General features: G+C 61.9%; 10 protein-coding genes. 1 reads left to right on the forward strand and 9 read right to left on the reverse strand.

What is annotated here, in order from left to right:
- Positions 1–2 precede the first annotated feature (2 nt).
- Positions 3–1313: an OprD family porin gene (locus tag ACEN8R_RS11755; RefSeq protein ID WP_019649001.1), complete on the reverse strand. Its 1311-nt coding sequence runs from the start codon at positions 1311–1313 to the stop codon at positions 3–5.
- A 331-nt stretch (positions 1314–1644) separates the two neighbouring features.
- On the opposite strand from ACEN8R_RS11755, the gene mhpT reads away from it, so the two are divergent.
- Positions 1645–2871 carry a 3-(3-hydroxy-phenyl)propionate transporter MhpT gene (mhpT, locus tag ACEN8R_RS11760; RefSeq protein ID WP_018927888.1) on the forward strand — a complete coding sequence of 409 codons (1227 nt, stop codon included), beginning with the start codon at positions 1645–1647 and terminating at the stop codon, positions 2869–2871.
- 58 nt (positions 2872–2929) lie between these two features.
- On the opposite strand, the gene ACEN8R_RS11765 is transcribed toward mhpT, so the two are convergent.
- From ACEN8R_RS11765 to ACEN8R_RS11800, 8 genes are all read right to left on the reverse strand, one after another.
- Positions 2930–4390: an amidase gene (locus tag ACEN8R_RS11765; RefSeq protein WP_018927887.1), complete on the reverse strand. Its 1461-nt coding sequence runs from the start codon at positions 4388–4390 to the stop codon at positions 2930–2932.
- Positions 4391–4406: 16 nt separating this feature from the next.
- A complete protein-coding gene (locus ACEN8R_RS11770) occupies positions 4407–5654 on the reverse strand; it encodes an MFS transporter (RefSeq protein WP_018927886.1) in 1248 nt (415 codons plus the stop codon).
- 10 nt (positions 5655–5664) lie between these two features.
- Positions 5665–6600: a SphA family protein gene (locus tag ACEN8R_RS11775; RefSeq protein WP_018927885.1), complete on the reverse strand. Its 936-nt coding sequence runs from the start codon at positions 6598–6600 to the stop codon at positions 5665–5667.
- A gap of 78 nt (positions 6601–6678) precedes the next feature.
- Positions 6679–7662: a helix-turn-helix domain-containing protein gene (locus ACEN8R_RS11780; RefSeq protein WP_018927884.1), complete on the reverse strand. Its 984-nt coding sequence runs from the start codon at positions 7660–7662 to the stop codon at positions 6679–6681.
- 144 nt (positions 7663–7806) lie between these two features.
- Positions 7807–10230 (reverse strand): efflux RND transporter permease subunit, encoded by a 2424-nt coding sequence (locus ACEN8R_RS11785; protein ID WP_018927883.1) that lies wholly within the window; start codon positions 10228–10230, stop codon positions 7807–7809.
- A gap of 52 nt (positions 10231–10282) precedes the next feature.
- Positions 10283–11383, reverse strand: coding sequence for a WD40/YVTN/BNR-like repeat-containing protein (locus ACEN8R_RS11790; protein ID WP_495624898.1), 1101 nt, complete (start codon positions 11381–11383; stop codon positions 10283–10285).
- 70 nt (positions 11384–11453) lie between these two features.
- A complete protein-coding gene (locus ACEN8R_RS11795; RefSeq protein ID WP_018927881.1) occupies positions 11454–12815 on the reverse strand; it encodes a DUF1329 domain-containing protein in 1362 nt (453 codons plus the stop codon).
- Positions 12816–12830: 15 nt separating this feature from the next.
- Positions 12831–14480, reverse strand: a complete 1650-nt coding sequence (locus ACEN8R_RS11800; RefSeq protein WP_018927880.1) for a DUF1302 domain-containing protein — start codon at positions 14478–14480, stop codon at positions 12831–12833.
- Positions 14481–14632: the final 152 nt, after the last annotated feature.

Consider the following 14632-nt stretch of genomic DNA (forward strand, 5'->3'; position numbering starts at 1 on the left):
ACTTACCAGATCGGCACGGTGTAGAGCACCAGAAAGCGGGTCTGGTTTTCATCGCGAAACGCCGCGCCGGTGGGGAAGTCATTGCGATAGATCGACTTGCGCGCCATCAGCCCGACGTTCTTCAGCGGGCCACTCTGGATCACATACCCCAGCTCCATCTGGAACTCCCGCTCCTTGCGGTCGTCGGCGTTCAGCGCCGCCAGTTCGATATGGTCACCGCGCACATAACGCAGCCGGCTCTTCAGGCCGGGCACCCCGGCGGCGGCGAAGTCATAGTCGTAGATCGCCTGCCAGGTTCGCTCCTTGGCATTGAGAAAGTCTGAGCTCATGGTCAGCTCACTCATGCCCATCAACTCGGTGCCCGACACGTAAGGCGTCGCGGTGTCACCACTGGAGTGCATATAACCCAGGCTCAGGCGATGGCCGCCAAAGCGATAACCGAACAACGCCGAGAGGTTGCGGTTGTCCACCTTGCCGGCCTTGGCGCTGCCGTCCTCGTCGCTGAAAAAACTGCGCAAGTCAGTGGTCAACGTGCCCTCGCCCACCTGCAGCGTGTGCAGCAAGGCCAGGGTGTTCTGCTGGTACAGATCCGCCACTTCGGCGTGATAGGCACGCAGGCTCAGATCCTTGTTCACCTGGTAATCGCCACCGACATAGGCCATGTGCGATGAGGTGGCCGCGCCGTTGAAACGCCGGTTCGGCGAGGCGATGCTCATCGGCTGGTAGTTGGTGGAATCGCGCTTGTTGATGCGATCGATGTAGCCAGTGTTGAAGGTCAGCCCGTCGATGTCCTTTGAACTGAGGGTGGTGCCACGAAACGTCTGTGGCAGCAGCCGTGACGGACTGGCGAAAGCGAACGGCAGGAAGATCGACACATCGCCGGTCTTCACCGTGGTCTGGGCAAAACGCATCTTGGCGGTCATGGCCAGGCGCGAATACTCGTCCGCCGCACGCTTGTCGCTGGCGGACACCGGCAACAACTCGGTGCCACTGCGGTCCGGCGACGAGTCCAACTTGACGCCCATCAGGCCGCGAGCGTCCAGGCCAAAACCAACAGTCCCCGGAGTAAAGCCCGACTCCATATTCATAATGAAACCCTGGGCCCATTCCCGGGCCGCGGTCTTCGCCCCGTCGTCCTTGTAGTCCCGATCCAGGTAGTAATTGCGCAGGGTCAAGGTGCCGTGACTGTCATCGATAAAGCCTTCGGCCAGCGCCGGAGTGGCAATCACACTCAAACCCAACAGGGCCAGATGACGTGCGCGAACAGGTAAGGTTGAGATCGCCACGAGGGCGTCCCGAGGGAGATTTGGCATGTTCGATGTCCACTTATTGTTGTTGTTTTTAGAACGGGATCGTCGGGTTGCCCCAAGGATCTCCGGTCAGAGAATGGAAACGCCTGAGGGTGGCGTCAATCCACAATGACCGATAATCGAACATTAATATTATTATCTATTTTTTAAATACATCTTCAACCTTATGTCATCACATTGATTTAAATGAAATTAATGGCATTTTTCAGTAAAAAACCTTGGTCATTCATTTTTTAGTTATCTTTGTTAATCTTAATTTCAGCCTGCTATCGCCTACAGCAATCAGGCTCGCGTTCCCCCGTAAGCCCCAACAAAAACAATAATGAGGTTCGCCATGGACACCCCATCACGTCGCACGACGCTGACCATCGCCCTGTGTTTTATCGTTGCACTGATCGAAGGCTTCGACCTGCAAGCCGCTGGCACTGCCGCCGCAGGCCTGCGCCAGACCTTTGCCCTGGACCCTAAAATGATGGGTTGGGTATTCAGCGCCGGCATCATCGGTTTGCTGCCGGGCGCCTTCTTCGGCGGCTGGATCGCCGATCGCATCGGCCGCAAGAAAATCCTCATCGGCGCCGTGCTGCTGTTCGGCGTGTTCTCCCTCAACACGGCCTATGTCAGCAGTTTTTCCGGCCTGCTGCTGGCGCGCTTCATGACGGGCCTGGGCCTGGGTGCCGCCCTGCCCAACCTGATCGCGCTGTGTGCCGAAGCCGTGGGTGAGCAACGTCGCGGCACCGCGATCAGCATCATGTATGCCGGCGTGCCGTTGGGCGGCGCGCTGGCGGCGGTGGTCGCCATGCTGTTTGCCGAGCATTGGCAGATGACCTTCATCATCGGTGGTCTCGTGCCCTTGCTGGTGGTGCCGTTGATGGTCCTGCTGCTGCCTGAGTCCAGCGCCTTTCGCCAGCAACAAGGCAGCGTCAACGTGGCGCGCGCGTCAACCGGCCAGGCGCTGTTCGGCGAAGACCGGACCCGCGTCACCCTGGCGTTGTGGCTGAGTTACTTCTTCACCCTGACCGTGATGTACATGCTGCTCAACTGGCTGCCATCGCTGTTGCTGGAACAGGGTTTCAGCAAACCCCAGGCAGGCCTGGTGCAGATGCTGTTCAACATCGGCGGCGCCCTCGGTTCCCTGCTCGGCGGACTGCTGCTGGATCGCTGCAACGGCATCAAAGTGGTGCTGTTTGTCTACGCCGGGTTGCTGGCGGCGCTGGCTGGAGTCGGCCTGTCGGTGGGCATCGTCCCCATGGCCATCGCCGGTTTTTCCGCCGGGTTGTTTGTGATGGCCGCGCAGCTGGTGCTTTACGCCCTGGCACCGCCGTCGTACCCGACCTCGGTGCGCGCCACCGGCGTCGGCGCTGCGGTGGCGATCGGTCGCCTCGGATCAGTAGCCGGGCCGTTGGCCGCCGGGCAGATTCTGGCGGCTGGGGCCGGCACCACCGGAGTTTTGCTGGCGACCTCGCCTGGGCTGCTGATTGCAGCACTGGCAATCATCAGCGTGATTGCCCGCTCGGCCGAGCCGCCGTTGCGTACGGCGAACCCGATTGCGGATAAAACCTGACCGGGGCGCCCTCCTTGTAGCAGCTGCCGAGCCTGCGTGGCTGCTGCTACAGATCGTGTTACGGCGTGGTGCGCAGGCACGCATTCACCGGCGGTACGCGCTGCCGCCAGGGCTGAGCCTGCTCCAGTTGTGCGGCCAGGCTCAGCAAGGTCGCCTCTTCGCCGAAGCGGCCTGCGAAGTGCGCGCCCATGGGCAAGCCTTGCGGGCTCCAGTGAAGCGGTACCGACATTGCCGGTTGCCCACTGGCATTGAACAACGCGGTAAACGGCGAGTAACTGTGGAAGCGCTCGATCAATTCATCGAGACTCAAGCGGTCGTCCCGCAGGTCCAGCTCGCCGATTGGTACCGGTTCACGGGTCAGGGTCGGGCTGAGGATCAGGTCGTAATCCTGCATGAACAGCGCCAGTTGCCGGCCCAGGGCATGAATCCACTCCACCGCTGCCGCGTATTGCGCGCCACTGACCCCGCCCTTGTCGCGCAGAATGATCCGCGTGCGGGCTTCCAGCTCCTCGGGCTGTACAGGCGCGCCACGCAATTGGCCCAACAGGTCGACGTAGTTTCGCGTGCTGGCACCGATGATAGTGAACACCTGGTCAAGAAACTCAGGCAGCACCACCGGTAACCGGGCGGGTTCTACCCGATGCCCCAGCGACTCACACAGGCTCGCAGCCTGACGCACCGCCTCCAGGCTTTGTGTGGAAGTCGGCCAAGACCCGATCTGCTCCACCAGGGCGATACGCATTGGCCGCGGAGTCTGATGTACAGCAGTCACATACAGTTGCGCCGACAGCGGCGCAGCATAGGGCGCACCCAAATCGATTCCCGCCGTGGCGTCGAGCAAAGCCGCGCTGTCACGTACCGATAAGGTGATGCAGTGGTTGGTGCCCATGCCCGCCCAACCCTCGCCTATCATTGGCCCGGAGGGCAGCAAGCCACGGCTTGGTTTGAGGCCAAAGACTCCGCAGCAGGACGCCGGCACCCGCAACGAACCGCCGCCATCATTGCCATGGGCAAACGGCACCACCCGCGCCGCCACCAGGGCCGCCGCCCCGCCGCTGGAGCCGCCGGCGCTGTGCTCGGTGTTCCACGGATTGCGGGTGGCGCCGAAACGTGTCGACTCGGTGGAATAGGATGTGCCGAACTCCGGTGCCGTGCTGGTGCCGACGATCAGGCAACCGGCGCGGCGCAGGCGGATCACCACCTCGGATTCGAAATCGGCGCGGGCCCCGCCCAGCGCCAGCGAACCATTGGTCATTGCGGCACCCTGCACCGGCGCGAACAGGTCCTTGATCAAGGTCGGCACACCGGCAAACAGTCCGTCCCGAACCTGAGGTTCGAGCGCTGCCTCGCGGGCCTTGTCGTAAAGCCGCTCGGCCACTGCGTTGAGTTGCGGTTCAACCCGCTCCAGTCGCTCGATCACTGCGTCGACCAGCTCCACGGGCTGCACTTCACCACGCCTGACCCAAGCGGCCAGGCCGGTGGCGTCTTCCTTGTCCAACAACTGATGGATGTCTTGCATGTTTGATACTCCGGATCTATTTCAATGACGAATGGGTGGATGGCACGGAAGAGTTCGAGCGGCGGCGCGATAACCCGGCGATCGCCCAAAGCAACGCGGCAGCAAGACTGGCAAAGGCCAGCCATTCGATGGCGTGACGCAGGTCGCCAGCAAATGCGCCGAGCATCGCCACCACCAAGGGGCTGACGAACTGACCGAAATACAGGCACGCGGTGAAGCCTCCCAATCCCCGACCACGGGTTCGAGCACTCAAGGCCTCCATCATCGGCGCCATGACATTGGGCACCAGCAATCCCGCGCCCAGGCCATGGATCACCACCGCCAACACCACTTGGTTGTAGCTTTGCCCGCGCATCAGCAACCACAACCCGAGCGCCAACAACAGCAGCAACACCGCATTGGTGCCGGCGATCCCCAAGCGTCGACGCAGCAGCGGCCAGGCCAGGGAACCGCCCAGGGTGGCCAGCAGGCTCAAGCCGGCGGACAGGCCAATCAGGGTGCTGGATGTGACCCCGAGACCCACCAGCAAAATGGGCGTCTGTACCGGCACCACAAAGCTCAGCACCATGCCCGCGAGGATCAGCAGATAACCCAAAACCAGCGGCAGAATCGCCACCCGCTCCGGTCCCTGAACCTCAACGGACGGCTGCGTACGAACCGGCTCCCAGAGCACCTTCACCATGGCCGGCACCAGCAGCAGCGGCAGCAAATAGAGGAGGAACGGCAAGCGCCAGGAGTGCTCGCCCAAAGCGCCACCAACGACGAAGAACAACGCACCGACCAAACCGATGGTGACCACCTGACGATTGATGTAGCGCAAGCGTTCCTCGCCCTGCCAATAGTCGCCGATCAGGGTCGCGCAACAGGTCATCACCGCCGCCTCGGCCACCCCGAACAGCAGGCGCACGGCGACGATGGACTGCAGATCTCCCAGCACCGCCGGCAACGCGCCGAGCAAGGCATAGAGCAAGGTGGCGATCACCAGCAACACCTTGCGCCCGACTCGATCGGCGAGCCAACCGGCCAGAGGCGCGCACACCGCAATCGCCAGCGCCGGTCCGGTGACCGCCAGTGGCACCAGCAGGTCGGCCCGGGAAGTGAGCGGCCCGAACTCGGCACCGAGTTTGGGCAGGATCGGCGCGATCATCACCGAGCCCATGATGGTCAAGCTGCTGCCCAGCACCAGCACCAGCCCTTCGCGGCGTCCCGTGGCCTGACGCACGACAGGCGTCGCCAGGGTTGAAGCGCAATGCACAGAAGTCATGGTCCGGTCCTCAGAAACTTTGGGAAACGCGCAAGGCGACGGTGTAGCCTTCGGCGCGGTTGCTCGCGCCCTGCTCTTTGTAGAGGTGCAGCCAGACCGGCGGCAGGCCCGGTTTGACGTAGCTCACCGCTGGTCCCACAGCCAGCACCCTGGCGCGATTGCCACTCGTCAGGCCCGGGGCGTCGTCATCGGTGAACTGACGGTAGTAGTACCCGCCGATACCGGCGGTCCAGGGGCCGAAGTGCTGGCCCACGGCGAACTCATGCCGGTACTCCACGCCGTTCTTGTAGTCAGTGGCAGGGTTGCGCGTGTTGATGTCCACCTCAAAGCTCGATGACACCTCGAAGCCGGTGTCACTGATGTAAGTGGCATTGACGATGGGGGAAAAAGTCCAGTGATTGAGCCCGGGGGAAATCAGCCGGTTCTTGTCGTAGTCGCCGGTGGGGGTCTGGATCTGAAACTGGGTGTTGACGAACAGGTTGGGCGACAGGTTCCACTGCAGGATCAGCGGCAGAAACTGCACGTCTGCCAGGCGGAACGGATCGGCCTCAAGCTTCAACGGACCGCCCGGCGTCGGCACCTCCAGGGAAGCATCCATCTTGAAGAAAGGCACCACCGTGCCGAAACCGTATTGGGCGCCGAGGACGCTGTAGTCCGTCATGCGCATATAGGCGAGGCCGATGGACAGCACGTCCAGGGAGAGATTGTTGTCCAGAGAACGACCGTGGCGGTCCTTCTGCACGTTGGCCGAATAGTAGGCCGTGCGCAGGCCCAGGGTGCCGAATGGCGTGGCCGGCGGCATCATCCCGGCGCCGAAGTCATAGACGCCCACTGCGGTGGTCGGCGCCCCGTTTTCAGTGGCCTGTGCGCCGGCGCACAGGCCGAACAGCCCCAGGGTAAACACAGTGACGCGGCTGATGCCTGAGTTGTTGTTCTTGTGATTCATCGAATGCCCCTCCCAACCAAATGGTGTGGGCCATCCTAGTAACGACTCCGGTAGGCGGGTTATCCGTTTTCAGCACAGTTAATGGCGACGCAAGGTCTGTGAGGGCGTCTCTCCGAACAGTGTGCGGTAATCGCTGGCAAAGCGACTCAGGTGCCAGAAGCCCCAACGCGCCGCCACCTCTTGCACCCCCTGTTCATGGGGGCTGTCACGCAGTTCACGACGCACTGCATTGAGGCGCAACGCCCTTAAATACGCCACCGGATTGATACCCAGGGTTTCCTGGAAACAGTACTGGAGTTTGCGTCGGCTGGCGCCGATGTGATTGCACAGATCGAGGATCGACAATGGTTCGTCCAGATGCCCCAACGCGTATTCCCTGGCACGATCGACCATGCGTTTGCGCGCCGTCGGGTTAAGGGGCGCGGCCTGATCCGGCGCGACCAGCTCCAGCAGTTGCACCATCACGGCATCGCGAATGCCATGACGGATCGCCTCATAGCCCAGCAAGCTGTCGTGGCCTTGATCGGCAGCGGCCAGCTCGTCGAACAGCGCCGCCAACTCAGCCTGCACCGAGGAAGCCCCCAGACGGTAACACTTGGGAAGATCGGTAATTTGAAACCGGGCGCCCTGGCGCTCCAGCACATGTTCAAGGGCCTGGACATCAACCGCCACCCCCAACAGATCCAGATGTTCGGGCGTGCGCAGATCGGGCAAGTGATCACCATGGGCCACCAACAGGCTCGCCTCATGAATCGGATGCCCCGCACAAAACACCGTCCCCTGAGCGCTCAGCGGCACGCTGAAGGTGATGGCTCCCTTCCAGGCGCTGCCACTCTTGAGCATCGCCTGATTAGAGCGGTCGCGCGCCAGTTGCATCCATCCGGCGCGAAACTCGATCAACTCGCCTTCAAAGCGCCCGGGCGTCAGCTGGTCATAGCGTACCTGCCAGCCGTCCATGTTCTGTGCGTGCTGATCGATGTCGTTGGTGCGATAACGATGAATCGCCGCAGTCATGTCCGGCGTACCGGTGGCGCCTTCCACGCTAGGGTTATTGTTATTCATGGACCTTTCCTGTTGGGCACACAAGGCTTGCAGACTGTTGGGGAGGCAAGTTCCATTCCGCCGTAACAGGCATTGGCGCAATTGTGCCGAAAACGGCTAGTCGGTCCTCACTGTCCCCGTCCTCGTGTAGCGCTTGCCGAGTCCTCAGCCCTCCTTGACCAACAGCCCATGCCGACTCGCTTCAGGCTTTTTTGCGAAGACCTTCTGCGGCAGCAGCAGCCAGGCCAGGGCCGGCAGCAGGATCAGGGCGCCGAGCATGTTCACCAGGAACATGAACGCCAGCAGAATCCCCATGTCGGCCTGGAACTTGATCGGTGAGAACGCCCAGGTCGACACCGCGACCGCCAGGGTCATGCCGGTCAGCAACACCACTTTGCCGGTGAACAGCAGCGCCTGGTAATACGCCTGTGCCAGGGTGTCGCCGGCACGCATTCGAGCCAGGATCACACTCAAGACATACAGCGCGTAGTCGATGCCAATGCCCACGCCCAATGCGATTACCGGCAGTGTCGCGACTTTGACCCCCATGCCCAGCCCCACCATCAGCGCCTCGCAAAGAATCGAGGTGAGCATCAGCGGCAGCATCGCGCAAAGGGTTGCGCGCCAGCTGCGGAAGGTCAGCAGGCACAACAGGCTGACCGCGCCGTAGACCCAGAACAGCATCTCGCGCATGGATTTTTTCACCACGATATTGGTCGCGGCTTCGATCCCGGCGCTGCCGGCGGCGAGCATGAATTTGACCTCTGGCATCTGATGCTTGCTGATGAATTTCTCGCTGGCCTGCACCACCCGATTCAGGGTATCGGCCTTGTGATCGGCCAGGTAAACGTACAGCGACAACATCGAGCAGCCCTGATTGAACAGCTCCCTCGGTGCACGGGTTTGCACGGCGCCCAGCGCACCATCATTGGGGATCAGCTCATACCATTTGAAGTTGCCTTCGTTGTAACCGGCAGTGGCGATTTTGCTCAGCGCCGCCATCGAGCTGGTCGACTCCACGCCGGGCAATTGCTCCAGCTGCCAGGCCAACGCATCCACTGCCGACAGGCTCGCGTAGCGGGTGCACTGATCTTCCGGAGTCTTGATCATGACCACGAAAATATCCGAGCTGGCCGCATAGTTCTGGGTCATGAACAGCGCGTCGCGGTTGTAGCGCGAGTCAGCCCGCAACTCCGGAGCGCCGGGGTCGAGATCGCCGATCTTCAGGTGCAGGCTCACGGCAAAACCGAACGCTGCCAGCAGCAGACCGCCCAGCATGGCGCCCATGGCCCAGCGCCGTTGGGTGAACAAATCGAGTACGCGCCACAACGGATGCTTGATCTGCGCCTGCAGTTCGGCGTTTTCCGAACTCAGGCTGCGTTGCGCCGCTGCCGGGCTGACACCGATATAGCTGAGCAGGATCGGCAACAGAATCAGGTTGGTGAAGATCAGCACCGCCACACCGAGACTGGCGGTGATCGCCAGATCCTGAATCACCCGGATATTGATCAGCAGCAACACCGCGAAGCCCACCGCATCACAGAGCAACGCGGTCATGCCGGCCGCGAACAGTCGGCGGAAGGTATAACGCGCGGCCACCACCCGGTGGGTGCCGCGACCGACGTCCTGCATGATGCCGTTCATCTTCTGCGCGCCGTGGCTCATGCCAATGGCGAACACCAGAAACGGCACCAGCGCCGAGTACGGGTCCAATTCATAACCGAGGATGGCGAGCAGACCCAGCTGCCAGAGCACCGCCACCAGCGAACACGTCACCACCACCAGCGTGCTGCGCGCGCAGCGGGTATAGCCAGACAGCACCAACACCGTCACCAGTACCGCCACCACGAAGAACAGCAAAACCTGGGTCAGCCCCTCGATCAGGTCGCCGACGATTTTGGTGAAACCGGTGATGTGAATCCGCAGGTCATCGCTCTGGTACTTGTCCCGCAGGGCTTCCAGTTGCCGGGAAAACTCGCCGTAGTCCAGGGCCTTGCCGGTCTGCGGACTGATGTCCAGCAACGGCACGAAGATCACGCTGGACTTGAAGTTGCCGGCCACCAATTGACCGACCTCACCGGAACGCGCGACGTTGGTCCGCACCTGTTCGATACTGGCCGCCGAGCCATCGTAGTCGTCGGGGATCACGGTGCCGCCATCAAGCCCCTCCTCGGTCACGGCGGTCCAGCGCGTGGTCGGGGTCCATAACGATTTCATGTAGGGCCGGTCGACACCCGGCAGCAGATAGAGCTCGTCGTTGAGCCTGGCCAAGGTGTCGAGATAGTCCTTGGTGAAAATGCTGCCTTGTTTGACCTCCACGGCGATCCGCAGCGAGTTGCCCAGGCCGCTCAACTCACTGCGATTCTCCAGGAAGTTGGCGACATAGGGATGCCCCGTGGGAATGGTTTTCTCATAACTGGCATTGATGCCGATGCGCGTGGCTTGCCAGCCGAGCACCAGCGTCACCAGCAGACACAGCAGGATCACCAGCGGTCGATGGTTGAAGATCGCCCGCTCGGCGAAGTTGCCCGACGCCTGGTCGAAGTCTGCCAGGCGGCCAATCACGGTTTGGGTTTTGTCGTCTTTCAAGTCTGACTCCTGTTGCACGAGCCGTGGCCCGATAGCGCTGCACCGTGAAGATTCAAGGTTTGCCAGAGGCTCGTGGATCCTGGTCAGCGGCCACACCGCTCAAACCAACGCTGGCCAGGCTGCCATCGGCCGCCTGTTGCACGGCAGCGACAGTCCCGCCGCTGCGGCTCTGGCGTTTGTCGAAGCTACGACCCTGGTCATGGCTGAATAAAAGCTCGCCGCCCTGGCTGGCCAACAGCAGGCTGCCATCGCGCAGTTCGATGGCGCTCGACAGTGTTGATTCGATGCCGGTGTCGAGGCGTCGCCAACTGCCGCCACGGTCGTCGGACCACCAGGCGTTACCGCGCAAACCATAGGCAATCAAGGCGCCGCCGTGAGTGCCGAGCAAGCCGAAAAAGCTGCCTTCATAAGGTGACTTCAAGGCCTGGAATGAATGCCCGGCATCGGTCGAACGCAACAGCAAACCGCGCTCCCCCACCAGCAGCAAATCGTTGCCCGAGACGCGAATGCCATACAGGTTCAGGCCCTGCGGATTGTCCACATGCTGCATCCACGGCTGCCAGCTTCGCCCGCCGTCGTCGGTACGGTAGATCTGGTTGTAGGCGCCAACGACGTAGCCGTGCAGGTGGTCACTGAAGTACAGGTCGAGAAACGGTTTGTCCGGTCCGTCGTCGAGCATCTGCCGGGCCTGCGCCAGGTTGCCGGCACCGCCCGGCTGATCGGCATCGCGCTCAGCGGCCTGCACCGCCAGCGCGGCGGCGCGTTCACCGTCGAGTTGCTTGTGCCAGGTTTCACCGCCGTCCTCGGTGTGCAACACCACGCCCAGATGACCGACTGCCCAACCCTGCTCGGTATCGACGAACTGCACCGCCGTCAGGCTGACGCTGACCGGCACACTGGCCTGGCGCCAATTGACTCCAGCGTCATCCGAGAGCAGCACGATCCCGCGCTCGCCGACCGCCACCAGTCGCTCGCCGGCCCGGGTCAGCCCGAGCAATGCCGCGCGCTGGGCCTTGGCGGTCGGCAGTGCCGGCTGCTGCAGTACTGCAAACGTATTCGCCTGGGCGCTGAACACACACGCCATCAAACCCAATGCCAGGACGCAGGCACCCCGGCGCAGGCCGAAGCCCGCATAGCGTTTTTGCACCATCATGTCGGTATCCCACTCGCAAAGTCACAAGCGACCGTAGCGCGCACCCTCACCCACCACGGCCCCCTCAGGTTCAACGCATGTTTTCGTTGGCCATGGCATCCGGCGTGAAATAGGACGCCGAAGGTTTCGCGACTTTCTGGTACTGGACCGCCAGATCGTTGCTCGAGGAGTTGAGGAAGTAGGCGCCGGTGTCGAGGTTGTAGCTGCCCCACATGACCTGCGCGGTGAGGGCCGGCAGGTCCGGCGCCAACAGCGTCAGCGAATACATCTGCCGTCCGAGCTTGCCCTGGGCGTCATACCCGTCGGCCATCAGGATCTGCCAGGAGTCTTCGTCGATGTAGTAGGTGCGACGCGGCACCACATGGCGCTTGCCGGATTTGAGCGTGGCCTCGACCACCCAGACCCGATGTTTCTCCCAACGCACCAGGTCAGGATTGAGGAAGTTCTGTTTGACCAGGTCGTCGCTCTTGGCCAGGCCGGCGCGGTTATTGTTGTAGGCGACGATCAGTTCTTTCTTGCCCATCAGCTTGAGGTCATAGCGATCGGTAGGCCCGAACAGCATGAACGCTTCATCGAACAGACCGACCCCCGAGGTCACGAAGTCCGGGGTGTCGTAGGCGATGTTCGGCGCCCGGCGCACCCGGCGCTGGCCGACCAGATACTGCCAGGCCGCGCGGTTGGCCGGGTCCAGGTCCCAATGGGTCATCAGGCCTTCACCGGCCTTGGACGATGGCAACTCGGTCAGCAGCTTGCCCACCAGGTACTTGCCGGAAAAGTTTTCCAGGCTGCCGTCTTCGACGTAGTAGGGAAACTGGTAGGTGTACTGGGCGCGGGTTGCCTGGACTTTCTTGCCGCCGGCGGTCATCAGCCAGGTATCGAAAGGCGAGCTGATGGTGTCGCCGCCCTGCCAGGACAATCGATAGTTCCACAGCACTTGCGTACCGTTTTCCGGGATCGGGAACGGAATGCCGCCATAGGCGCCGGTGACTTTCTCGCTCGCCACGTCCAGCGTGGCGCGGGTGGCATTCTTGCCGGTGTTGTCATACACCCATTGCGGGGCTGCCGCCGAGCGATGGGTCGGGTAGACGTCCAGGCGATAGTCCGGGTATTTCTTCAGCAGCAGTTTGGTGCCTTCGGCCAATACATTGGCGTACTGCTCCATGTTCGAGGCCTTGATCGAATACAGCGGTTTTTCACCGGCGAATGGATCGGGACGTTTGTCACCTGGCTTGTAGCCAGGCGCGACCTTGGTGTAACCGCCTTGCCAGGCCGGGATGCTGCCATCGGCGTTGCCGGCGCGCTCGCCACCAAGGGGTGTCAGTTCAGTCTTCAAACGTGCAGCCTGCTCAGGCGACACGGCCGCCTGCGCCAGGCTCATGCCGGCAAGGGCCAGGGTGAGGACGCAAGTGTTGAGAAATGCTTTGTTCTGCATGGCGAATCCACCTTATTAGAATGAGGTTTTCACGTAGAGCGAGACGAAGTCGCGGTCGGCCAACGACTGCCCGTAACTGAAATTGCCGTCCTCGCGCAGCCCGGCTTTTGGGGCACCGAAGAAGTTCACGTAGTTCAGGCCGACATCCCAGCGCTGCAGGTAGGTGGCCTTGAGCCCGACACTCCAGTCGCCGGAATGGGTATTGCCGAAGCCCGATTTGTTGACCGCCGAAGAGCGCCCATCGAGTACCACACCCATGCCGATCGGCACGGTCAGGTCGATCCCGTCGACAATCTGGAAGTACGCCGGCTCCACCAATACCCGCAGTGCCGTAGCATCGCGGGTGGTGTTGGCATCCAGCGCGGCGGCGTTCTCGGTCACGCTCAGGGTGCGGTTCCAGGCCAGCTCGGCCAGTGCCGAGCCGCCATCCCAAAATGCGGTGGGCGATAACAGGTAAATCGCCGACAGGTTGGCGTGAGCGGTTTTGCCCCTGGCAAACAGTGAGTTATCGTCGCCATCGGCCGCCACGCCAGGGGCCACCACTTGCAGATTGCTCACCAGCGGCGCGTTCCAGCGCACGGAAGTTTCACCGGCAAAGTTGAACGGCCCATAAGCGGTGGAGAAGCTGACACCGGCAGTCTTGATGTCTTCGGCGTAGACCTGACGATAGGAACTCAGGATCGGCAACCCCGTGGCGGCCGCAGCCGCACCGTCGAGGTAGGCGTACAGGCCGGTCGGGGTTTTGTCGTGATACTGCGCAGCGTAGAAACCCAACTCCAGCTCGGTGCCGGTCGGCTTGAAGCGGATCTGCATACCGCCCTGCCCCGAATTTCGCGGTTTCAAATCACCGCCATTCACCGTGTCGTTGCCGAACACTTCGCGCAGTGAACCGCTGCCGTAACCGATGGCATCGATATCGCTCAGGTAGCTGCCGGCGCCGGGCACATTGGAGCGTTCCCACTCAAACTGGTAGTAAGCGCCCACCGACAACTGCGGGTTGATCTGCAACTGCCCGGAGATCTGATTGACCGGACGCAGGATCTCCTTGAACTGGGTCCCCGGCACGCTCAGCAACTTGACCACATCGGTCGGGCCCTGGGCATTGGCAATGCCGTTGCCACCGTAGAACAGGCTTTCGCCGTAGATCAGGCTGTGTCGGCCCAGACGCACCACGCCCTGGGAGTCTTCACCGAGGTCACCGCGCAGGAACACGAAGGCGTCGAGAATTTCCGCGTCGCGACCGTGGAGCTTGCGGGTTTCGCTGAGGAAATGCGTTTGCTCGCTGCTGTCGGTGCCCTTGTTGTAGATATCGTCGTACCAGGCTGCGCCGCTCACGCGCAGGCCATAGTTTTGCCGGCTGAGGTCCATTTCGGAAAACAGGTCCAGACGATTGGAGACCAGGCCACTGCTGAAGTTTTTATCGCCCTGACTCTGGATCGAGGGATACAGGCCGTTGGCGGTCGGTGCGTTGACCAATCGGCTGTCCTGCCCCTGAAGACGCCAGGCCTGGCTGTACTTGATGGTGTTGTCCCAACGCAGTTTCCAGTCGGAATCACCAAGGTCCATTTGCATGGCCTCGACCCTTTCGACCATCACACCGGCGCTGCATAACGCCAGAAACAGGGCGCAATGCTTGAAACGAAAGCAACGTTTAACGTTGTCCATGGACGCTCCTCATTATTTTTATTTTTGCCTGTGCATCTGTGGCGAGGGGGCTTGTCGGAACGCCGCATCGCCCCGTTGGGGCGCGCAACGGCCCTCAAGTAGAACCGGTGCACCGGTTTACGACTGCTTCGCAGCCGAACGGGAGCAAGCTC

The organism is Pseudomonas sp. Pseusp15, from assembly GCF_059492165.1.

Excerpts from the sequence above, each read along its gene's own strand:
- ACEN8R_RS11755 (WP_019649001.1), bottom strand. The coding sequence starts at position 1,313 with ATGCCAAATCTCCCTCGGGACGCCCTCGTGGCGATCTCAACCTTACCT.
- mhpT (WP_018927888.1), top strand. The coding sequence starts at position 1,645 with ATGGACACCCCATCACGTCGCACGACGCTGACCATCGCCCTGTGTTTT.
- ACEN8R_RS11765 (WP_018927887.1), bottom strand. The coding sequence starts at position 4,390 with ATGCAAGACATCCATCAGTTGTTGGACAAGGAAGACGCCACCGGCCTG.
- ACEN8R_RS11770 (WP_018927886.1), bottom strand. The coding sequence starts at position 5,654 with ATGACTTCTGTGCATTGCGCTTCAACCCTGGCGACGCCTGTCGTGCGT.
- ACEN8R_RS11775 (WP_018927885.1), bottom strand. The coding sequence starts at position 6,600 with ATGAATCACAAGAACAACAACTCAGGCATCAGCCGCGTCACTGTGTTT.
- ACEN8R_RS11780 (WP_018927884.1), bottom strand. The coding sequence starts at position 7,662 with ATGAATAACAATAACCCTAGCGTGGAAGGCGCCACCGGTACGCCGGAC.
- ACEN8R_RS11790 (WP_495624898.1), bottom strand. The coding sequence starts at position 11,383 with ATGATGGTGCAAAAACGCTATGCGGGCTTCGGCCTGCGCCGGGGTGCC.
- ACEN8R_RS11795 (WP_018927881.1), bottom strand. The coding sequence starts at position 12,815 with ATGCAGAACAAAGCATTTCTCAACACTTGCGTCCTCACCCTGGCCCTT.
- ACEN8R_RS11800 (WP_018927880.1), bottom strand. The coding sequence starts at position 14,480 with ATGGACAACGTTAAACGTTGCTTTCGTTTCAAGCATTGCGCCCTGTTT.